This is a genomic window from Streptomyces sp. NPDC104831, from assembly GCF_055583025.1.
Window position 1 is genome coordinate 1 of the sequence record NZ_JBVJOT010000079.1, and the last position, 19,425, is coordinate 19,425.

20 protein-coding genes and 1 pseudogene are annotated in these 19,425 nt (G+C 70.8%); 8 read left to right on the forward strand and 13 right to left on the reverse strand.

Translation table 11 applies throughout. From position 1 onward, the window contains the following. The first annotated feature begins 735 nt into the window (after window positions 1-735). From ACZ63H_RS34675 to ACZ63H_RS34685, 3 genes are all read left to right on the forward strand, one after another. Window positions 736-1,053 carry a winged helix-turn-helix domain-containing protein gene (locus tag ACZ63H_RS34675; protein WP_469872001.1) on the forward strand — a complete coding sequence of 106 codons (318 nt, stop codon included), beginning with the start codon at window positions 736-738 and terminating at the stop codon, window positions 1,051-1,053. Window positions 1,054-2,750: 1,697 nt separating this feature from the next. Then, the gene (locus tag ACZ63H_RS34680; protein WP_469872003.1) at window positions 2,751-3,155 is read left to right on the forward strand and encodes a hypothetical protein; all 405 of its coding nucleotides are present in this window, start codon (window positions 2,751-2,753) and stop codon (window positions 3,153-3,155) included. Then, the gene (locus ACZ63H_RS34685) at window positions 3,152-5,308 is read left to right on the forward strand and encodes a tetratricopeptide repeat protein (RefSeq protein ID WP_469872005.1); all 2,157 of its coding nucleotides are present in this window, start codon (window positions 3,152-3,154) and stop codon (window positions 5,306-5,308) included. The genes ACZ63H_RS34680 and ACZ63H_RS34685 overlap by 4 nt, the downstream gene beginning before the upstream one ends. 262 nt (window positions 5,309-5,570) lie before the next feature. Here the strand turns inward: ACZ63H_RS34685 and ACZ63H_RS34690 are convergent, their stop codons facing one another. The 4 genes and pseudogenes from ACZ63H_RS34690 to ACZ63H_RS34705 all read right to left on the reverse strand — a co-directional run bounded on the left by ACZ63H_RS34690 (window position 5,571) and on the right by ACZ63H_RS34705 (window position 7,632). After that, window positions 5,571-5,870: a hypothetical protein gene (locus ACZ63H_RS34690; protein ID WP_469872007.1), complete on the reverse strand. Its 300-nt coding sequence runs from the start codon at window positions 5,868-5,870 to the stop codon at window positions 5,571-5,573. Next, window positions 5,867-6,609: pseudogene (locus ACZ63H_RS34695) on the reverse strand (GntR family transcriptional regulator). The gene ACZ63H_RS34690 and the pseudogene ACZ63H_RS34695 overlap by 4 nt, the downstream one beginning before the upstream one ends. Then, window positions 6,606-6,830, reverse strand: coding sequence for a hypothetical protein (locus ACZ63H_RS34700; protein ID WP_268693079.1), 225 nt, complete (start codon window positions 6,828-6,830; stop codon window positions 6,606-6,608). Before ACZ63H_RS34700 ends, ACZ63H_RS34695 begins: the two are co-directional and overlap by 4 nt. Window positions 6,831-7,353: 523 nt before the next feature. Then, a complete protein-coding gene (locus ACZ63H_RS34705; RefSeq protein WP_452752249.1) occupies window positions 7,354-7,632 on the reverse strand; it encodes a hypothetical protein in 279 nt (92 codons plus the stop codon). 79 nt (window positions 7,633-7,711) lie between these two features. On the opposite strand from ACZ63H_RS34705, the gene ACZ63H_RS34710 reads away from it, so the two are divergent. Then, on the forward strand, window positions 7,712-8,470 hold the full coding sequence (locus ACZ63H_RS34710) for a GntR family transcriptional regulator (RefSeq protein WP_469872009.1): 759 nt from the start codon (window positions 7,712-7,714) through the stop codon (window positions 8,468-8,470). A 435-nt stretch (window positions 8,471-8,905) separates the two neighbouring features. On the opposite strand, the gene ACZ63H_RS34715 is transcribed toward ACZ63H_RS34710, so the two are convergent. Both ACZ63H_RS34715 and ACZ63H_RS34720 read right to left on the reverse strand, forming a co-directional pair. Then, window positions 8,906-9,154 (reverse strand): hypothetical protein, encoded by a 249-nt coding sequence (locus ACZ63H_RS34715; RefSeq protein WP_469872011.1) that lies wholly within the window; start codon window positions 9,152-9,154, stop codon window positions 8,906-8,908. Window positions 9,155-9,322: 168 nt separating this feature from the next. Then, window positions 9,323-9,802, reverse strand: a complete 480-nt coding sequence (locus ACZ63H_RS34720) for a hypothetical protein (RefSeq protein ID WP_469872013.1) — start codon at window positions 9,800-9,802, stop codon at window positions 9,323-9,325. 282 nt (window positions 9,803-10,084) lie between these two features. Here ACZ63H_RS34720 and ACZ63H_RS34725 point away from each other — a divergent pair, with 282 nt between their 5' ends. Together ACZ63H_RS34725 and ACZ63H_RS34730 are read left to right on the forward strand one after the other, a co-directional pair. After that, on the forward strand, window positions 10,085-11,044 hold the full coding sequence (locus tag ACZ63H_RS34725) for a D-2-hydroxyacid dehydrogenase family protein (protein ID WP_469872014.1): 960 nt from the start codon (window positions 10,085-10,087) through the stop codon (window positions 11,042-11,044). Between the two features lie 267 nt (window positions 11,045-11,311). Then, window positions 11,312-11,626: a chaplin gene (locus tag ACZ63H_RS34730; protein ID WP_469872016.1), complete on the forward strand. Its 315-nt coding sequence runs from the start codon at window positions 11,312-11,314 to the stop codon at window positions 11,624-11,626. 108 nt (window positions 11,627-11,734) lie between these two features. Here ACZ63H_RS34730 and ACZ63H_RS34735 read toward each other — a convergent pair whose 3' ends face one another. The 7 genes from ACZ63H_RS34735 to ACZ63H_RS34765 form a co-directional block, all read right to left on the reverse strand. Beyond that, window positions 11,735-12,601, reverse strand: coding sequence for a tyrosinase family protein (locus ACZ63H_RS34735; protein ID WP_469872018.1), 867 nt, complete (start codon window positions 12,599-12,601; stop codon window positions 11,735-11,737). Beyond that, complete coding sequence (locus tag ACZ63H_RS34740; RefSeq protein ID WP_469872019.1) at window positions 12,585-13,115, reverse strand: tyrosinase family oxidase copper chaperone; 531 nt, start codon at window positions 13,113-13,115, stop codon at window positions 12,585-12,587. The genes ACZ63H_RS34735 and ACZ63H_RS34740 overlap by 17 nt, the downstream gene beginning before the upstream one ends. Window positions 13,116-13,248: 133 nt before the next feature. Continuing rightward, window positions 13,249-13,767 (reverse strand): hypothetical protein, encoded by a 519-nt coding sequence (locus ACZ63H_RS34745; RefSeq protein WP_469872021.1) that lies wholly within the window; start codon window positions 13,765-13,767, stop codon window positions 13,249-13,251. Between the two features lie 184 nt (window positions 13,768-13,951). After that, window positions 13,952-14,455, reverse strand: a complete 504-nt coding sequence (locus tag ACZ63H_RS34750; RefSeq protein WP_469872023.1) for a DUF5949 family protein — start codon at window positions 14,453-14,455, stop codon at window positions 13,952-13,954. 139 nt (window positions 14,456-14,594) lie between these two features. Beyond that, window positions 14,595-14,879: a hypothetical protein gene (locus ACZ63H_RS34755; RefSeq protein WP_469872025.1), complete on the reverse strand. Its 285-nt coding sequence runs from the start codon at window positions 14,877-14,879 to the stop codon at window positions 14,595-14,597. Between the two features lie 132 nt (window positions 14,880-15,011). Next, window positions 15,012-15,770 (reverse strand): hypothetical protein, encoded by a 759-nt coding sequence (locus tag ACZ63H_RS34760; RefSeq protein ID WP_469872027.1) that lies wholly within the window; start codon window positions 15,768-15,770, stop codon window positions 15,012-15,014. 173 nt (window positions 15,771-15,943) lie between these two features. Continuing rightward, the gene (locus tag ACZ63H_RS34765; protein ID WP_469872029.1) at window positions 15,944-16,186 is read right to left on the reverse strand and encodes a chaplin; all 243 of its coding nucleotides are present in this window, start codon (window positions 16,184-16,186) and stop codon (window positions 15,944-15,946) included. A 419-nt stretch (window positions 16,187-16,605) separates the two neighbouring features. On the opposite strand from ACZ63H_RS34765, the gene ACZ63H_RS34770 reads away from it, so the two are divergent. Together ACZ63H_RS34770 and ACZ63H_RS34775 are read left to right on the forward strand one after the other, a co-directional pair. Then, entirely contained in the window at window positions 16,606-18,006 is a 1,401-nt protein-coding gene (locus ACZ63H_RS34770) for a glycosyltransferase (protein ID WP_469872031.1), read from the forward strand. Beyond that, a complete protein-coding gene (locus tag ACZ63H_RS34775) occupies window positions 18,003-19,424 on the forward strand; it encodes an exopolysaccharide biosynthesis polyprenyl glycosylphosphotransferase (RefSeq protein ID WP_469872032.1) in 1,422 nt (473 codons plus the stop codon). Before ACZ63H_RS34770 ends, ACZ63H_RS34775 begins: the two co-directional genes overlap by 4 nt. Window position 19,425: the final 1 nt, after the last annotated feature.

The following is a 19,425-nucleotide window of genomic DNA, read 5'->3' on the forward strand; positions in this document are numbered from 1 at the left end:
CACCCGCTGGAACAGCTCCCACAGCTCATCCGGCACCAGCCGCTCAACGATCCCCGCCACGGCAGCAGCCTACCCAGCCAAATGAGATGACTTGTTAGGCGAGGGCGCAAGTCGTGCCACTCGCGTGCCAGATCCTGCGGGGACTCACGGGGAACAGTGGGGACGTGGCCATCGATGTCCCCGAGGCCATATCACGCTCCGCTGCAGGTCAACGCGGAATCTACCCTGCATAACCCAAGCTTCCCAAGCTGAGGGTTCGGGTGCGGTTGGCTCCGGCTCGTCCTCACGGCCTGGCCGGCGTGGCTGCTCCCGTCGACGGCGCTGCACCGCGGCTGAGGCCGGTGGGGGGCGGCGAGACATACGCGCGCCTGGTCGGTTGGCGCGTCCGCCGTCATGGCTGGCTGTCGGTGGCTGAGGTTCATACGGCCTGTCCGATGGCGCCGCTGTCAGCCGATGACCGGTCCCTGGTGATCGACTCTGGGCCGTCCCTGGGCCGTGCGAGGGCTCCCGAAGCCGACCGACGCCGACCGGCAGTGACAGACGAGACGCAGCGCGCCACAGTGAAACCCCAGGTCAGGGCCTCCGGACGGAACGGATTTCCCCGTAGGGCTGGCGGTACGGCAAGATGGGGTGTTTCTTCCCAGCGGAGTGCGGTGCCCCAACTAGGTCTGGCTCCAAGCCACTTTCTCAGCAGAGGGCGCCACACGGGCCAGATCGGCATCTACGATCGCCGACATGCAGCTGACATCCCACGAGGTACTCGGCCGTTGGCTTCTCATAACGCTTGGTGAGATGGGCGGCGCGGGTTCCAAGCAGGCCGTGCTTCGGAGAATCGAGGAGCGATACGGCTCCCAGCTCACCGACACCGACCACCTTCCGCAGCCTTCCAACGGAGAAGTCAAGTGGGAGAACCGAACCGCTTGGCAGCGGAACCGGATGGTCAAGGCGGGGCTTCTCAAACCTTACGAAAGGCGCGGTGATCCTTGGGCGCTCACCGAGGCAGGCTGGGCGGCTCACCGTGCCCTTGTACCCGGTCAGGGAGGATCCTCTTAAGAGGTCCAGCGGAAGGGGCTGCCGTTGCAAGGGTGAGTGTCTAACTGCGTGACAACGTCGGCGAACTCGGCGGACGAGCGCGACGTCTACGGACCGTCAGCGCTGGTGCGACGCGCAGCAGCCCAAGACAGCACCCCCGTCCCAGTGGCTTCGGGACGAAGAGGTCGTGAGTTCACCCTGCAGCGGCGATGTCCAGCCTGGACCCGTAGCAGCCCGCTGTGCGATCGCCACAACCAGTGCCAGTGATGCGGGTGTTGTAACCTGCCACCATGGAGGCATGGCAGTGGGAGCTTGAGAGGCAACTCTCGCTCTCAACCATGTGCCACGGCTCCCGGCCTCCCTCGGACACGCTCCACGGGTCGAAGCAGTACGTCGTCACGACGTACACAGGGAGCGGTAAGACGGCAAACTACGTCGGGCTGTACAGCGCCATAAGTGGCACGACAGGTAGGGTTCTTCGGCAACTTCTGACCGCCTCAGATTTCCTTGATGGTCTGCGAGATCTGGCTGCCGAGCTAGAGGGAGACGCCGCGCAGCGGCGGCGCTTCAACAGCCAGCTGAGGAGCACCGCAGAACAGGACACAGGGCTTCCTAGCATCCTTGGTGATCCGAAGGATCTACCTCGCTCATCACCCCGTTGGGGATGGGCTCGGTTCGTCAGCGACTTTTTGCCCTACGCAGCCGCGGCCGGTTCGGTTGAGTGCGTCCCTTGGTGGTCAGACGAACCCATCTACACCAACGCACTTGACGTGGCCAGGGCAGCACTCGAAGCCGTCGCTCGCAGAGTGCGAACGATCAAGACCGCCGTACTACTGGCCCTTCGCTCGTGGGCTGGCGTAGTGCGTCCCTCCAGCGTCGTACCACCGCGCGAGAAATCACCGTGCGGTGTAATGCGACTAGCGGCGCCGATTGTCCCAGGTGCACCAGGCGCCTGGTCGTGGTTTCGCGACACGACCATGCCCCTAGCTGCTTAGCCCCTGTGTGGGGCGGCAGCCCTGCACAAGGATGACATTGAGGCTACCTGATTGGGTCCACCACCCGTATCTTGGATTGTTGGTGCTAGAGCTAGCCCGCCCTGCCGTGAAGCGCATCTGTCGGTGGTGCACCACAAAGTTGAAGAACCGCATGACCGCGCTTAAAAAGCGGCTCCGGCGTCGACTGCGAAGGTTTCTTGACCTCCACCCAGGTAACAACAACTAACGTCGACGGACGCCGCTAGGGGAACGTATCCACGATTCCCACACCGGTCGGGCACCCGAATAAAGGCAGTACAAAGGTGTCCGGCCGGCACGCCAATTCCCGACCTCTGCTCAGTCCATTTTTGCTCCGAGCTCGGTGGAGCTGGCCGTTATGCCCCTGGGGACCTACGCCAGACTGACCCATCGGAGCCACGGTAAGCGGCGGCCAGACCCATGCCAGGTACAGCGGGAAACGACGGGGAACACCGGTCACCCGTCCAGCAGATCCACAGGTCACTGTCCCCGCTGCTGCTCCTCACCGGCGTCGCCCCCACGCTTCCCATCCTGATAGTGCAGCACCTGCCTACGCCAGTCGTTCCAGAGCGGGACCTCTTCCAGCCGCCAGCGGCGGAACCACTCGAAGTGATTGGAGCGTTGAGCTGTATGAGCGGGGGCAGTCTTCCTACGCTGGGTCACCTTTAGCAGCGGGTACCGGGGGTACGAGTGGGTGCTGAGATAGTGCAGTTGGTCGAGCAGGCGGGGCCGTATCTAACAACTGCGGTGAGCGCGTACGGGGCGGCGGTGTTCACTCGGGCGGAGAGCGCGGCGGTGGATGCCTCGGCGAATCTCGGGCAACGGGTCCTGCAGGCGGTGTGGCGCCGCCGTGGCGAGCAGGGCCGGGCGGAGCTGGAGGCCGCAGTCCAGGACGCGGCCGAGTCACCGGAGGACCCGGACGCGGCGGCCGCTGTGCGCCAGCAGGTCAAGCGTGCGCTGCGCGAGGACGTCGAGTTCCGAGCCGAGCTGGCACGGATGCTGCCTGCAGCTGGGGAGACGGTGAGCGTGACAGCCTCGGGTGAGCGGTCGATCGCCGCCAAGACCATTACCACGGCCGTCACCGGAGACAACACGACGATCCAGCCATGACGGACGGTGCGGTAGCCGGGGGCGGCGGACCGCAGGCGACAGGCGCCCGGTCCATGGCAGTGGACGGCAATGTCGGTGTGGCGATCACCGGGGACGATGCCCAGGTGGTGATACTGCCGGCGGCAGTGGTGCGCTGGGTCAGGGAAGTGGAGGCGCCGCCCGGGGCCGGGAATCTGCCCGGGTCCGCGTCCGGGGTGTTCGTCGGACGCGAGGGTGAGCTTGCCGAACTTCGTCGGCTGCTGACCGCCAAAGGTGAGGCCGCGGTCACCCAGGTGTCGGGAGCGAGGGCGATTCACGGGCTGGGCGGGATCGGCAAGAGCACTCTCGCCCTGCACTACGCGCATGCCTTCCGGCACACGTACACGCTGGTGTGGTGGATCAACGCGACAAGCCCTAAACAGATCGCCGCCAGCCTGGCTGATCTTGCCATGCGAGTTTGCCCTCAGTGGGCAACCACCACAGGCGTGCGGGAGCGGGCGGCATGGGCGATTCTATGGCTGCAGTGGCATCCCGGCTGGTTGCTGGTATTCGACAATGTGGAAGATCCCGGGGATCTGCGCCACTACCTCGGAACGCTCCCAGACGGACATCACCTAGCCACTAGTCGTACTGCGACTGGCTGGCACACCATCGCTCCCGTCATGCCCCTTGGGCTGCTCGATGCCTATGCTGCTGTGAAGTTGCTGTGCACCATCGCCTTTGGATCAGAGTCCGCTCCCACACCACAACAACACCAGGACGCTGCCAGCCTTGCTGCTGAACTCGGTTACTTACCCTTGGCCCTGGAACAGGCAGGTGCATACCTCTTCGAAACCGGCACCTCGCTGGCCGACTATCGTGCGATGCTGGGGAAGGTAATCGATACTGCCGTAGGCGGAATCGACCCCGAGCGCACCATAGCCTCTATCTGGCGCCACACTCTAGCTGCCATCGAACAAAAGAATCCACAGGCAGTTACGTTGCTGAACGCTATGGCATGGCTGGCACCTGACGCTACTCCACGCACTTTGCTCGCCCCGCTCTGCCCCGACTCGCGTGCCCTCGGCGAAGCCTTGGGTGCTCTGCACGCGTACAACATGATCTCCTACAGTGCCGACCACCGTAGCGTCAGCGTCCACCGTCTCGTGCAGACCGTTCTCCGCAACCGAACGCCTGACAAGGAATCGGGTGGTTACCCACCTGGCCGGCAGGATGCTGAGCGCCTCCTCCAGGAGGCCGCCCGGACTAGGGGCATCAACGATCAACAGTGGGAAGAGCTTCTTCCTCATGTCATCGCCTTCACTGAGTCAACCCCACCCCAAAGTCCGGCGTCTTTCGAGACCGCAGGCGTATTGCAGGCCGTTGCCCAATACCTAGACGGCGCGGGACGCAACGCCCACACCACGCGTCTACGCGAGGCCGTTGTAGCCCAGTACGAGCAGCTCTTTGGCGATGCCGATATGCGGACTCTCACAAGCCGCACTGACCTCGCCAACGCGTATCAAGATGCAGGATGTCCATCCAAGGCTATCCCCCTTTATGAGGCCACCCTCGCACTGATTGAGGAGACCTTGGGTATCGCACACCCTCAAACCTTGATCAATCGCAATAATCTCGCCAACGCCTACACTGATTCAGGCCGCCCGACTCACGCAATCCCCCTTCTGGAATTCGTCCTCACCCAGTCCAGGAAAATATTGGGTGAAACCCATCCTCACACTCTGATCAACCGTAACAACCTCGCCAATGCCTACAAGGCGGCCGGCGACCTAGCCCGCGCTATCCCTCTATACGAAGTTACTCTCACCCAGTCCGAGGAAACATTGGGTGGCATCCATCCCGACACCTTGATCAGCCGAAACAACCTCGCCAGCGCTTACAAGGCTACAGGCGACCTAGCCCGCGCGATCCCCCTGTACGAAACAACCCTCAAACTGCGTGAACAAGTCCTGGGTGAAACCCATCCCCACACTCTGAACAGCCGAAACAACCTCGCCAACGCTTACAAGGCGGCCGGCGACCTAGCCCGCGCCATCCCCCTATACGAAACAACCCTCAAACTGCGTGAACAAGTCCTGGGTGAAACTCACCCCCACACAGTCATCAGCCGCAACAACCTCGTCGACGCACTGCGTGCTGTCCAAGCCGTACAACAGCCAGATACAGCACCTTGACTCTCTCGGCTCTCGACCATCCCCCTACGAGGCGAACGGTGGTCGCACCCCGTAGACCAGCCAGTCAGCGCGATGGCTCCGCACCGTCTCAGTACTGTCCGAGGTCACCCGACGCTGACTAACAGAAGGCAGGAGCCCACGGCGTCTGCGCAGTTCAGAGCCGTGGGCTTCGTCAGTCCCGCTGGGCCAGTGAGAGGCTTGATCTGGAGACCGGCTAGTTGGACCGTGCTAGGCAGGCCGTTGCCGCCAAACCCAGCCCCCGTCAGAAGCAGTGCGGGTCGCTCACCGCCAGCAAGTGACCGCGGCTGACTGCAACGCGGAGAACATCCCGCAGCGCCCCGGCCAGTTCCCTCGCCAGCCGTTGCAAGTCTTCCAGGTTGGCGTCCTGGTCGTCGAGGGTCTCGGCGGCATGCTCCAGCAACTCGGCCGCCGTGCCCAGTTGCACCGCTTCGATGTAGTCCGCCAGGCGGGACATGTAGCTGGCCTTGTCGTCGGTGTCCAAGTAGCAGGGCTTACCCTCGGGCCCCGACCACGGGAGGAGGCGCAGTTCGTTCGCCGTCATCGTTGGGTTTCCTTCTCTTCGGTGACGTCGTGGGTGGTGAAGACCGCGTCGACGCGATCTCCCGGGAACACGAGGAGCGCGGCCTCGACGACTCGACCGGTGGAGTCGGTCGCGACCCGGGTGATCGCGAGGGTTGCCGCCGTTGGGCCGATCCGGAGGGCGGATGCCTCGTCCGGTGTCGGTGGACGAGCACATACCGTCTCCCGGACGGTTGCCGGTGCCGAACCGAGGACGGCGAATCGCGTGGCCGTGTTCCGCCATGAGGCGTCGTCGCCCAGCACCCCGGCCGGCGCCAGATCGCGCGGGATGTAGATGCGGGCCAGACCGTGCGGTGCGTCTCCCTCATGGCTGATGCAGAAGAACTCAGCGAGGGGGGGCTGCCCGTCGGCACCCTCAGCAAGGACGTCAGATGGCCGTCTGCCTGCACTGTGGCGGTGCGAACAGTGACGCGCATGGCCGCTGCGGCGGTCCATGGATCCAGCGTTCCCCATCCCCCGACATACATGATCTTGCGGAGTGAGCGGCGGACGAAGTTGCCTTTTCCGTGGATCTTCTCGACGAGACCTCCGCCTTGGAGGACTGCGAGCGCACTTCGCAGTGTGGTCGTACTGACCTTGTATCGGTCGGCGAGGTCCGCCTCGGACGGCAGGCGTGCACCCGGTTTGACCGCGCCGGTTGTGATCTGGCGCCGGAGATCGTCGGCGATGGCGTGATGGCGTGAAGGCACGGACCGGGTCACCGCCTTCTCCGCACGCGAACGGCGACGAGCCGGGTTCGCGTGTGTATGGTCAGCAGCTCGCCCGACTCGAAAAGGAGTCGTTTGGCGCCTTGAGGAAGTTGGACGAGGTCCATCACCCGGCACGCTCTGCCGCCCAGTTGGATGACATCGCCACGCTGCACGGTGGTTGCCGTGACCTCGACCATGGCAACCATGGCGCCGCCCGGTGCCCAGCCGCTCACCGCTGTACCTCCCTGGGCTCTGAGTGGCCCGGGATCGAGTGACACGGGCAGACGCACGTCTCGTAGACAACCGGCAGGTCGACCGGCGCGAAGACGGGAGAGGACTCCGTGCAGAGCGGGTGTGTGCCCATCCGGCAGGCGGTCGAACAGTAGGGGACCGTCGAGGCGTCGGTGACGCGAATCTGCTGGCGTGGAGACATCAGCCGGCCCCCGCGAGGGTCGCCCAGGCTTCAGGCGGCAGATGGGAAGCGACGATCACCGCCCGTGGCCGTACTCGTTCCTCCCAGGCCAGCACGTAGGGGCGGACGAGTGCAGTGTCCTCCCCTGCGAGCGGGAGTCGATGGTCGGCGCTGTCGGAGAACCGGGCCAGTGGCGGCCTCGACGTAGCGACGGACGCCAGGAAAGTGGGGGCGACCGTCGGCAGGGAGGGCGTTAAGGGGCGGCGGTGCCTGCCCTTGGGGGCGTACCGCGCTCTGGCGAGCGAGACGGCACGGCGGATACGGTTGAGCACGCTGCTCAGCTCCTATCGCTGATGGCTCGGTCCCCCGACATCGCCCGTCGCGGGGACCGCTTTGTGTACGACCGCCCAGAGGGTGCGGCCGTCCAGGCTGGTGGCGAGGAGGCCGAACCGATCTGCCTCGGCCACGACTTCCAGGGCCTTCCGCCATGAGTCGGCAGAGAGCGCTTCCGGTACCTCCGCTTCGATCGACGTGTACCGGTCGTGCTCCTCCACGCGCGTGGCAAGCCCGATGGCGGACAGCCGGGCGGCGATGGCCGCCGCGCGAGATCCCGAAGCGGGCACAGGGCAGCCTCCGTCAACCGGCGATCACTTTCGGTGAAGCTAGTTAACTAGATTAGAGCTAGTGGACTAGATTTTCCATATGCCTGAGCAGCCGCCCTATCTCCGCATCGCCGACGAACTCCGGCGCCGGATCGCGGAGCACGTATGGGAGCCCGGGGACCGTCTGCCGTCCCGCGCCCAGATCGGCCAGGAGTACGGGGTCGGCGAGAACGTGGTCCGCCGGGCGCAGGAGTTGCTGATCTCCCAGGGTGTGCTGGAGGGCCGCGCCGGTTCGGGCACGTACGTCGCCGAGCCCCGGCAGCGCATGCGCATGGTCCGGTCGTCGGCGCGTGAGCGGCCCGACAGGTCTCCGTTTCGGGCGGACATGAAGGCCGCGGGCAGGCAAGGGGACTGGGAGAGCCGGACCGAGGCCAAGGTGCCGGCTCCCGCGGACATCGCGGCGCGGCTCGGCATCGCGGAGGGTGATCTGTGCGTCCGGACGACGTACGAGTTCCTGGGCGACGGCAGGCCCGTGCAACTGTCCACGAGCTGGGAGCCGTACGACCTCACCGCCGGCACCATCATCGTCCTCCCCGAGGGAGGCCCGCATGCCGGGGCGGGTGTCGTGAACCGCATGGCCGCGATCGGGATCACCGTCGGCCATGCCGTGGAGCAGCCCGAGCCGAGGCAGGCGACCGCCGAGGAGGCGTCACTCCTGGGCATCCAGAAAGCCGCGCTCGTCACGCACATCCGGCGGACGTACTACAGCGACGAGGGACGGCCGGTCGAGACGGCGGACATCGTGGTGCCCGCCGCTCACTGCGAGATCGTCTACGAGATCCCGCTCAACCGTCAATAGGAGATGGCCGGAGACCGCCGCTGGAGGCGGTAGGTGGCGGCCTACCTACGGCGCCGGATGTACCAACCCGCCGCCAGCACGATGAGGATGCTGACCACGAAAGCCCACACCGTGACGGCGCCGTGGTACGAACGGTAGGCCACGAGAGCATGCATGCTCTGACGGATACCCAGGACGCTTGGGCACAGACGGAGACCGTAAGTACCCATGGGTCGAATGCGTGTCGAAGTGCAGCCGGTGACACGCGCAGCGTGCAAAGACAAGCAGGTCAGCAGCAGCGTGACCCGAGATCCACCAAGCACCCTCCAAGCGCTTGGCCGCAGGTTCGAGTCCTGCCGGGGGCGCACACAGCCACTGACCAGCGGAAACGCTGGTCGTTGCCTTTTCCGGCCCACTGCGCGCCACCCCCAGGCCAAGCGCCTCCTCGGCCGGTGGTCAGCCCAGGGCCGGCAGGAAGCCGCCGCGTGTCGTGGCCGCGGAGAGCAGGGCGGGCCAGTCGAGGGTGCCGGGGAGGCGGTCGACGGACAGCACGAGCGCGCCGCCGGCCCGTTCGGCGTCCTCGCACCAGCCGGCCATGTCGTCCGGTGCCGTACCGCCGTCGGCGATCACCGGCGCGGCGAGCGCCGGGACGAGGACTCCGTGGTCGCCGGGGCCGTCCACGACGCACACGGTGAGGCGGGGCACGATGCTCCAGCCCTCGCACCGGGGTATCGCCCCGTCGGGTGCGGCCGGCCGGGCAGGGCGTCGTGGACGGGCGCTCCCGCCAGCAGGAGCACGGGCGTGGCGCCGCGGACGAACAACGTGTTCTCGGGATCGAGCAGCATGGCGCCACTCTGCCAGGCCGCCGGCGCGCTACACCTCCTGGCCCGCCTCCTCGGGCCGCTCCCCGCGGTTCAGCTTGCGCAGCGTCTCCCTGCTCCAGCCGGAGATCCGGGCCAGGTCCGCCTGGCGGACGCCGGCCGTGGCCCCGTCGCGCAGCGAGGACTGGAGTGCCTCCGTCGCCTCCTCCAGCCGGGCCAGGGCCTCGCGACGGCGGCCGGCGTCCCTGCGCACCTTGTGCTCCAGGACGCTCCGCAGGGTGAACACCACCGGCCGGCCGTCGGCGCCCTGCACCCGGACGAGGATGCGCAGGGCCGGGGCGCCGGGGGCGACCAGGCCCGCCACCGTCTGCCGGTAGTGGGCCATGTAGCGGTCGAAGGCCTGCACGGCGGCGTCGGCGGCGTGGTAGCCGTAGAACCAGCTCGGGGTGACGGCCTGTACGCACCACTCCTCCGCACCCCTGCGCTGCACCTCGACGGCGAACACCTGCCGCTGCGGACGCGCCTCTTCCATGGCTCCCCCTTTTTGGAAGTCACCTTGTCCCACCATGGATCACGTGCTACCGCCCGGCCAGCGTACCGTCCGGCCCGACGGGCAGCACCGGGACTCGCGTTGTTTCCGCTGGTCAGCTGGGGCCTTCCCAGGATCCCTCACTTCGGTGAAACGTGCCACTGTTCGTGCGCCAACTGGCCTGCCGATCGCCGTTGTTGGCGGGTGGGGTGGTGGGGGAAGGGGGGCGTCGGCGGCCAAGTGCCCTTGATCGGTACAGTCGTTCCCCGGAGAGGGGGAGACACCGTGCCGCTTCGTTGTGTGGTGCTGGACGACTTCCAGCAGGTGGCCACCGGGATGGCCGACTGGTCGGTGCTCGAAGGCCGGGTGGAGGTCGTCGCGCTGCGCGAGCACCTGGCGGGCGAGGACGCCCTCGCCGCGGCCCTCGCCGACTACGACATCGTCGTCACCCTGCGCGAGCGCGTCCCCTTCCCCGGCTCCCTGATCGCCCGTCTCCCCCGGCTGAAACTGCTCATCGCGTCCGGGATGCGCAACGGCGTCATCGACTACGCCGCCGCCGAGGCGCACGGCGTCACCGTGTGCGGGACGGAGAGTTCGGGCACCCCGCCGGTCGAGCTGACCTGGGCGCTGCTGCTCGGGCTCGCCCGCGGGATCGTCCAGGAGAACAACGCGCTGCGCGCGGGCGGCCCCTGGCAGTCGACCGTCGGCGCCGATCTGCACGGCCGCCGGCTGGGGCTGCTCGGGCTGGGGAGGATCGGCAGCCGGGTGGCACGGGTCGGCCTCGCCTTCGGGATGCGGGTCTGCGCCTGGAGCCGGAACCTCACCCCGGAGCGCGCCGACGAGGTCGGTGTGGAGCAGGCCGCCTCGAAGGAGGAACTGCTCGCCGGCAGCGACTTCGTCTCCGTCCACCTGGCCCTCGGCGACCGCACCCGCGGCCTCATCGGCGCCGCCGAACTCGCCCTGATGAAACCGACCGCCTACCTGGTCAACACCTCCCGCGCGGCCATCGTCGACCAGGACGCGCTGCTGGCCGCGCTGCGCGAGGGCCGGATCGCCGGCGCCGGCGTGGACGTCTTCGACATCGAGCCGCTGCCCGCCGGCCACCCGATGCGCACCGCGCCCCGCCTCCTGGCCACGCCCCACCTCGGCTACGTCTCGCACGCCAACTACACGACCTACTACGGCCAGGCCGTGGAGAACATCCAGGCGTACCTGGCGGGCTCCCCGGTGCGACGGCTCCCCTGAGGTCCGGCGCGGGGGCGCGGCGTTCGCGGGTCAACACCACGCCGTCCGGGCGTCACACGAACAGCCCATCCTCCCGTGCGGTCTCCTCGGCCCGGCGTTGCGCGGTGTACGGCCGTCCGGGCGGCGGTACGCCCCCGCGCCCTGCCGTTGAAAGAGTGATCCCCCGCCGATCACCGTGACCCGCCCCGCGCGACGCCGTTGAACGGGAAGTGCGGCGGCGGCCTGCCGTCGCGCGCATCCCAGCCCCAGCTACAGAAGGAGAACGTGATGTCTCGCATCGCGAAGGCGGCCGCCGTCGCCCTCGGCGCCGGCGCCGTGGTGGTCAGCGGGTCCGGACTGGCCCTGGCCGACGCGGACGCCCACGGCGTGGCCGTCAACTCGCCGGGCGTGGTGTCCGGCAACGTCATCCAGGTCCCGATCGACATCCCGATCAACCTGTGCGGCAACACCATCGACATCGTCGGCCTGCTCAACCCGGCGTTCGGCAACACCTGCGCCAACGTGAGCACGAAGGAGGTCAAGCCCGGCCACCACGGCGACCACGACAACGGCGGGTACGGCGACAACGGCTACGGCCGCTGAACTTCCCGGCACCCTTCGGACAAGAGCCCCGGCACTCCGAGCGCCGGGGCCTTGCCGTGTCCGGACCTTGCCGTGTCGGGACCACGCCGTGTCCGGGGCCGCGGACGCTCACGCGTACCGGTAGACCCCGCTCATGTCCTCCAGCTGGTCCGGTGTCTCGTCCCACGGCGGCAGCCTCTGGTGCCGGGCCACGACCCGGCCGTGCTGGGCGTCGCCGGCGCGCGGCGGCTCGGCCGGCAGGTAGCGGTGGTCGCGGTGGGCCCGCTGCCAGCGCTGCCACTGGAGGTCCAGGAAGGCGTGGTGCAGCCAGAACACCGGATCGTTGACGGAGGCGCCGCCGAGCATGACGCCGCCGACCCAGCGGTGCACCCGGTTGTGGTTGTGCCAGGAGGCGCTGCCGCTGCCGCTGCCCCAGCCCTCCAGCTTGTTGCGGAAGCCCTTGCGGACGGTCGAGTCCCAGGGCGGTGCGTCGTAGACGGGGTCGTCGAGGGCCCACTGCAGCTCGCTCCTGGTGGGCAGCTGGAGGGGGGCGGCCGAGCGGCCCAGGTCCCGGGTGAGGAACCGGCCGTCGGTGACGCCCTCCTTGATGGTCCAGTGGCCCGCCGCGTAGGCGAACGGCCCGGTCGTCACCTGCCGGTCGGAGCGCCGCCCGTTGCCGCCGAGCAGGTCCTTCGTCCACGGCACGGAGGTCGTCGTACGGTCCCGGGTCCAGTCCCAGTACGGCACCGTCACCGAGGAGTCGATCCGGCGCAGGGCCCGCTCCAGCTCCAGCAGGAACCTGCGGTGCCAGGGCAGGAAGGACGGCGCCATGTGGGCGCTGCGCAGGCCCGCCTCGCCGTCGGCGTTGTAGTAGTCGATGTGCATCCGCACGAACTCGTCGTACTCGCCGCGCCGCTTGAGCTCCAGCAGCGCGTTCACGAACCGGCGCCGCTCCCCGGCGGTGAGCGCGCCGACGTTCTTACGCACGTACGCCATGCCGTCCCCCCGTCCCCGCGTGGCCGCCGGGGTGTCCGGCACCGGGGTGCCCGGCACCGGGGTGCCCGGCACCGGCAGCGTCCGCCGTCAGGTCGCGCAGCCGCCGGCCGGGGCCCATCCCGTCCACGGCCGCACGGGTCGCCTCCAGCGGTGTCCGGTACGACGTGTAGTGGTCGACCATGCTCAGCCAGGTGCCGTCGGCCCGGCGCATCAGGTGCAGCGGTCGGCCGTCCACGGTGATCCGCCAGGTGCCGCCGGCCGCCCCGCGCCCCACCGCGGGCACCCGCACGCCCTGGATGCGGCGGCCCCGGTAGGTCTCGTCGAACGCGCCGCCGCCGGCCGCGCCGGCCGGGGCCGCATGCGTGGGGCGGGAGGCGGCGACGACCGGGGTCAGCGCCAGCGCGGCGGCCGAGGCCAGCAGCCCCCGCGCCACTTCTCTGCGGGACCGTCCGGCCGGTCCCGCCCCGGCCTCCTGACGGGCACCGATTGCCGCTTCGCCGACACCGACGACCATGTTCGCTCCTCGTCCGGGTACTGATGTCCGTACCGGCTAACCGGCCGAGGGCGCGCGGGGTCACCGCCGTAGCGCCATACGAGCCATACGGGTCATACGGACGCCGCGGGCGGGGCGGGCCGCGGGGGCTCGGTCACCGGCCCGGGCCCGTGGCGAGGTTGCCGCCGGCGACGGTCTGGAGGACCGGGGCGAGGAGGCCGGCCTCGGGGAGCTTGGCGGCCGGGAGGCCGAAGCGGTGGGGGTCGGGCGCGGTCAGCGGGGCGTCCGCGGCCAGGCCGGGGGTGAGAGCCCGCACGTCGCCGGCGGGTGCCCGTACGTCGAGGTGGTCGAAGCCGTCGCCCAGGAGGCGCGGCAGCGGGGCCCTGCCCTCCAGGCCGGGCAGCCCGCCGCGCACCGGGAGCGGGGGCACGGTGCGCTCGGGGAGGAGCCGGCCGGTGACGTACCGGGGCCCGTCGGGGGCGCCGGGCTGCACCAGCGGCACCTCGGCGCGCAGCTTGGGCACCTCCGTGCCGAGCGCCTGTGAGACACCGCCCAGGGGCACGGGGACGGGGACCGTACCGGCCGCGGCGGCGGGGCCGGCGGCCCCCACGGTGGCCGCGAGGCCCGTGACGAGGGCGGCGAGGGTGCCTCGGGCGAGGGTGATCGGTTTCATGTCGGGTACGGGCCCTTTCGGAATGCGGGGGGGGTTCGACGTCCGTACCGCGTAACGAGCGGAAGAGGCCCGCATCCCGGAATTCCCCCGGGTGCCGTAATAGTCGGCTCGTCCGGAAGTCCCACCGCGGCAGGCGGGTGGGGGGAGTCCGGTGCGGGTGACCTGCCCGGGTGCCGGCGGGGTGTCAGACGCGCAGGCCGCGGGCGGGCAGGTAGACGTGGGCGGCGGCGTTCGTGGTCTCGGGGGAACCGGCGAACGCGGCCAGTTCCGCTCCCTCGGCCGAGCGGCGGGGGCCGGCCGACGGGCAGATGCGGGTGGTGAACATGAAGTAGGCGTAGCCGAGCTCCCCGACCGCCTTCAGCCAGTCGGCCGGCGGGGTGCACTGGCGGCTGATCTGCGGCATCTGCAGGACGATCTGCCCGGCGACGACCAGCATGCCGACCTTCAGGCTCGGCCGGGCCATGCCGATCACGGGCTCGCCGCCCACGGGCAGGTCCATGTCGTCCAGGAGCCGGGCGACGGCGGCGGACGCGGCCTCCGGTCCGTCCGGGCCGTCGCCCAGGGAGCAGGCGAGCAGGCAGGGCGTTCGGCCGGTGCCCTCCTCGTTCCGGGCCATCCAGGCGAGCAGCGCGAGCGTGCCGAGGTCGGCGGCGCGGAAGGGGCGGGTTTCGCTTGATGCTGAGGTCATCGCGCGACCATACCGACGGCCCGGGGCGCGGTCCGGCGGCTTCTCACCCGTCCGGAGCAGCGCCCGGGACCCGGCCACACGATCGGGCGACGTGGTCCCGGACGCGCCGGGGACGGGCGCGGGGCGGGAGCAGGGCGCGTCAGTGCCGCAGGGGCAGACCGCCGAGCAGCTGCTGGTTGAGCGACGCGGTGGCGCCCTTCACGCCGTGCAGCACGGAGTCCTCGTTCTCGGTGTCGAGCGCGTCCGACTGGTGCTGGAGCGGCATCAGGTCCTTCGCCGTGGGCGGGTGGGCGAGGAGGTGCTCGACCCCGCCGTTGAGGCTCATGGGCGGCAGGTGCTGGGCGTCGTAGGCGAACGCGGGTGCGGTGACGCCGGCGAGAGCCAGGGAACCGGCGGCAACGGCGGCGGCCTTGAGGGGCTTCATCGTGTTCCTTTCTCGGCAACTCACGTCACCCAGGGAATGCGGACGCCCTGTTCAACGATGTCCGGACGGGCCGGAAACCCCGCCTTGACAAGACATATGAGATCCCCCGGGCAGTGGCCGGGGTTCACCGTGTCAGCCGGTCGGGGCCAGGCCGGGTACGGAGGCCGGCGTGGCCGTCGTGGGCAGCTCGGACACGGCGAGCTGGGAGCCGCCGGTGCCGAAGAGGCCCGTCAGCAGGTCGAGCAGGCCGGACAGCAGGCCGTCGAGGGACGGCAGCGCCTGGTCGGATGCGTCGGCGGCCGTCTGATCGGCGGCCGTTTGAGCGGTGGTCGACTGGTCGGTGGCCGTCTGATCGGCGGTGCCCTGCTCGGTGGCCGTCTGGGCGGCGGTCGCCTCGCCGGTGATCGCCTTCACCAGGTTGTCGATCGCGGTCAGCAGCGAGTCGATCGTGTCGTCGAGGACGTCACGGGCCATGGGCGCACCGGCGGGCGCGTGGCGCGCGGTCGCGGGGGCGGCCGGGGACGCGGGGACGGCCGGCCGGGCGGCCTCGGCCGGTTCCGCCGGGGCGACCGGCCCGGGAACCCCCGCGGTCCCGGCGATCGCCTCCTTCGCCGCCTCGCCGAGCCTCCTGGCCTCGTCGGCGGGCAGTGCGCCCTTCTCCAGCGACCGGCCGAGCAGTTCCACGACCGGACTCAGCTCCGGGTGCGTACGGCCCAGGGCCCTGGTCCGGGCCAGCAGCTCCTCCTTCGCCGCCGGAACGGAAGCCCGGGGCGCGGTACGCCCGTGCTCCCCGGCGGCGTCGGCGGCGAGCGCCACCGGGCCGGTGATGCCGACGAGGACGGACGCGCACAGGACGGTGGACGCGAGACGCCGGGCGGGCAGATCACGCATGGGGATTCCTTTCGGTGAACGGTGGGACCTGAGCCCACCGTCCGTTCACCGATGGCACCGCGCAACCGCTCGCCCACGGTGCGTGATCCGTACGAGGGAGCGCGAACCGGCCGTCCGTCCCGCGCCACGAACGCGGGACGGACGGCCGGCCGAAGGGGGGTGCGCTCCCGGCGTCAGTCGTTGACGCAGGTGTTGCCGAAGGCCGGGTTCAGCAGACCGATGATGTCAATGGTGTTGCCGCACAGGTTGATCGGCACGTGCAGGGGGATCTGGATGACGTTGCCCGAGATCACGCCCGGCGAGCCGACGGCGGCGGCGCCCGCGTTGGCATCGGCGGAAGCCACACCGGCACCGCCGGCGACGGCCGCCGCGGCAGCGGCGGTGGTCAGGACCAGACCCTTCGCAATACGCGACATGGAGAGGTGCTCCTTGGGATCGACACAACATCCGGGCGGATACCCGGCGTTGTGTCAACGCGTGGCGCTGACGGGGGTTGTGCCGCCGAAGGGGTGATGTCGCGGGAGGGGGCGCACCGCGTTGGGCGCACGCCGGGGGGCCGGCCGCTCCCCCACACGGCGTAGCCCGCCCGCGCTCGGCGCACCGGATGGCCTACCGGCACCTGCGGAGGAGGGCTACGCCATTCCGCCCGGCACAGCGGACAAATCGTTTCGTTCCTCCATGAATCACCCCGAGTGGCGGTGACCCGCCGTGCTTCCGGCTCGTTGGCCACGCGGACGCGGCGTGGGCCCGCGCGCCTCCGCCGCCGTGGACGCCCCGAACCGAAGGCGCGTTCACGACCGCAGTCCCGAGCGCCCGTGAGCGAGGTACCCCGCGCATGCACCAGTCAGCCCCCTCCGTCCGGCCCCGGGTCCTGCACCTCGCGCAACCCGTCGACGGAGGTGTGGCCCGGGTCGTGCTCGACCTGGTACGGGCCCAGCTCGCGGCGGGTCTGCCGGTCACCGCCGGCTGTCCCGGGGGCGCGCTCGCCGCGGGCCTCGGGGAACTGGGCGCCGAGGTCCGCGACTGGCCCGCGGGCCGGTCCCCGGGGCCCGGTCTGCCGCGCGAGGTACGGCGGTTGGCGCGCCTGGTCGAGGAGGTGCGGCCCGACCTGGTGCACGCGCACAGCGCCAAGGCCGGTCTGGCGGCGCGGCTCGCGCTGCGCGGACGGGTGCCGACGGTGTACCAGCCGCACGCCTGGTCCTTCGAGGCGGCCGGCGGGCTCACCGGGGCGCTCGCCCTGCGCTGGGAGCGGTGGGCGGCGCGCTGGGCGGACCGGGTGGTGTGCGTCAGCGAGGCGGAGCGTGCGACCGGGGTCCGCGCCGGGGTGCGCGCCGCGTACGCGGTCGTACCGAACGGCGTCGACACGGAGCGCTTCTCGCCGGGTCCGGCGGCGCCCCCGGCGCGGCGCGGCGGTGACGGGCCGGACCGGCCCCTCGTCGTGTGCGTGGGGCGGCTCTGCCGGCAGAAGGGCCAGGACGTGCTGCTGCGCGCCTGGGACATCGTGCTCGGCACGCTGCCCCGGGCCCGGCTCGCGCTGGTCGGCGACGGGCCGGACCGCGAGGCGCTGCGGCCGCGGGCGCATCCCTCGGTGGAGTTCGCCGGTGCGGTCGCCGACGTCGTGCCCTGGTACCGGGCCGCCGCTCTGGTGGTGCTGCCCTCGCGCTGGGAGGGCATGGCGCTCGCCCCGCTGGAGGCGCTGGGCTGCGGACGGCCCGTCGTCCTCACCGATGTCGACGGCGCGCGCGAGAGCCTGCCGCCCGCGCTCGCCGCGCGCTGTCTGGTACCGCCGGAGGATCCCGTGGCCCTCGCCCGGGCGATCACGGCCCTGCTGTCCGACCCACCGCTGCGCGCGGTCCTCGGCGACGGGGGACGCCGGCACGTCGCCTCCCGGCACGACGTACGGCACACCACCGCGGGGATCACGGCCGTCTACGCCGAAGTCCTCGCGCCCGCCCCGGAGCGCCGGCCCACAACCGCCGGGCGCGGCGCGACGGATCGGCCCGCCCCCGCCGAAGACAGCACCCCCCGACAGCCCACGCTTGCCGAGGACGGCACCCCCCGACGGCCCGCCCCCGCCGAGGACGGCAACCCCCGACGGCCCGCCCCCACCGAAGACGGCAACCCCCGACAGCCCACGCTTGCCGAAGACGGCAACCCCCGACGGCCCACGCCCGCCGAGGACGGCGTCCCCCGGCCGCCCGTGCCCGCCCAGTGCAGGGAGTCCAGTCGCTCGTGACCACGGAAACCACCGTCCCCTCGTCCGGCGCGCAGCCGTGGGCGCCCGGGGTCCGGCCCGGCCCGGTCCGGCCGGCGCGCCCTGCCGGCGGCTTCCGGTTCCCCTCGCGCCGGCCGCCCGCGCGGGCGGCCTCGCCGCTGCCGCTGCTCGCCGCCGACCTGCTGGCCGCGCTGGCGGGCGCGGGCGTCCTGGCGGAGGCCGTCCGCCGGCCGGTGCCGGTCGCGGCGCTGGTCGCCGGCGCGCTGCTGCTGCGTCCGCCCGCCACCCGGCCGGAGCCCGCCGTCCTCGACGAACTGCCCGCCGTGTGCGGGCGCGTCGCGGTGACCTGGCTGGGCCTGGCCGCGCTGCTCGCCGCGTACGACCCCGCGCGCGCCCTGACCGCCCGGACCCTGCTGCTGGGCTGCGCCCTGCACGCCGTGGCGGCCGGGGCCGGCCGGGGCGCGGTGTACTGGCGGCGCCGGGTCGCGCTGCTGCGGCACCCGCGCGCCGCCCTCGTGATCGGGCCCGCCGCGACCGCGCAGCGGGTGGCCGCCGCGCTGCTGCGCCACCCCCGCTGCGGGGTGCGGCCGGTGGGCGTGGCCGCCGAGCGTCCCGAGGGCACCGCCGGACTGCCGGTCCTCACCACCGCCGAGGAGGTCGAGCGGGTGCTCGTCCGCAGCGGGGTGCGCATCGTCCTCACCGTCCACCCGGCCGTGCGCACCGAGCGGGCGCCGCTGCTGCGGACGCTCGCCGAGTCGGGCTGCGCGCTGTGGGAGGTGGACGCGGACACCCCGGCGTACGCGGCGCGCGAGCAGCTCGCCGGATTCGCGGTGCGCCGCCTGGACTGGGGCGCGCGCCGGCGCGGCAGTGCCGTCAAGCGGCTGCTGGACGTGGTGGTGTCCGGGACGCTGCTGGTACTGGCCGGCCCGCTGCTGGTGGTGTGCGCGACGGTGCTGCGGCTCACCGGCGGGCCCGGCGTGGTGTTCCGGCAGGAACGCGTCGGGAAGGACGGCCGCCCCTTCACCATGCTGAAGTTCCGCACCCACCGCCCGGCCGACGAGCGCGAGGCGGCCACCCGGTGGAGCGTGGCGGGCGAGGCGCGGATGAACCCCTTCTGCCGGTTGCTGCGGCAGACCTCGATGGACGAGCTGCTCCAGCTGTGGAACGTCTTCCGGGGCGACATGAGCCTGGTCGGCCCGCGCCCCGAACGCCCGTACTTCGTCGACCGCTTCAGCCGTCTGCACCCCGGCTACGCGGCCCGTCACCGCATGCGCGTCGGCATCACCGGGCTGGCCCAGGTCAACGGGTTGCGCGGGGACACCTCCATCGAGGACCGGGCCCGCTTCGACAACGCCTACATCGACAACTGGTCGCTGTGGCAGGACATCTGCATCCTGCTGCGCACCGCCGCCGCGGTCGTGCGGTCCACGGGGAGCTGAC

Bases quoted from the DNA above. Each gene is read 5' to 3' on its own strand.
- ACZ63H_RS34735 (WP_469872018.1), bottom strand. From the start codon at position 12,601: ATGGCGTACGTGCGTAAGAACGTCGGCGCGCTCACCGCCGGGGAGCGG.
- ACZ63H_RS34760 (WP_469872027.1), bottom strand. From the start codon at position 15,770: ATGCGTGATCTGCCCGCCCGGCGTCTCGCGTCCACCGTCCTGTGCGCG.
- ACZ63H_RS34720 (WP_469872013.1), bottom strand. From the start codon at position 9,802: ATGGAAGAGGCGCGTCCGCAGCGGCAGGTGTTCGCCGTCGAGGTGCAG.
- ACZ63H_RS34745 (WP_469872021.1), bottom strand. From the start codon at position 13,767: ATGAAACCGATCACCCTCGCCCGAGGCACCCTCGCCGCCCTCGTCACG.
- ACZ63H_RS34755 (WP_469872025.1), bottom strand. From the start codon at position 14,879: ATGAAGCCCCTCAAGGCCGCCGCCGTTGCCGCCGGTTCCCTGGCTCTC.
- ACZ63H_RS34750 (WP_469872023.1), bottom strand. From the start codon at position 14,455: ATGACCTCAGCATCAAGCGAAACCCGCCCCTTCCGCGCCGCCGACCTC.
- ACZ63H_RS34710 (WP_469872009.1), top strand. From the start codon at position 7,712: ATGCCTGAGCAGCCGCCCTATCTCCGCATCGCCGACGAACTCCGGCGC.
- ACZ63H_RS34740 (WP_469872019.1), bottom strand. From the start codon at position 13,115: ATGGTCGTCGGTGTCGGCGAAGCGGCAATCGGTGCCCGTCAGGAGGCC.
- ACZ63H_RS34770 (WP_469872031.1), top strand. From the start codon at position 16,606: ATGCACCAGTCAGCCCCCTCCGTCCGGCCCCGGGTCCTGCACCTCGCG.
- ACZ63H_RS34685 (WP_469872005.1), top strand. From the start codon at position 3,152: ATGACGGACGGTGCGGTAGCCGGGGGCGGCGGACCGCAGGCGACAGGC.
- ACZ63H_RS34690 (WP_469872007.1), bottom strand. From the start codon at position 5,870: ATGACGGCGAACGAACTGCGCCTCCTCCCGTGGTCGGGGCCCGAGGGT.
- ACZ63H_RS34675 (WP_469872001.1), top strand. From the start codon at position 736: ATGCAGCTGACATCCCACGAGGTACTCGGCCGTTGGCTTCTCATAACG.
- ACZ63H_RS34765 (WP_469872029.1), bottom strand. From the start codon at position 16,186: ATGTCGCGTATTGCGAAGGGTCTGGTCCTGACCACCGCCGCTGCCGCG.
- ACZ63H_RS34730 (WP_469872016.1), top strand. From the start codon at position 11,312: ATGTCTCGCATCGCGAAGGCGGCCGCCGTCGCCCTCGGCGCCGGCGCC.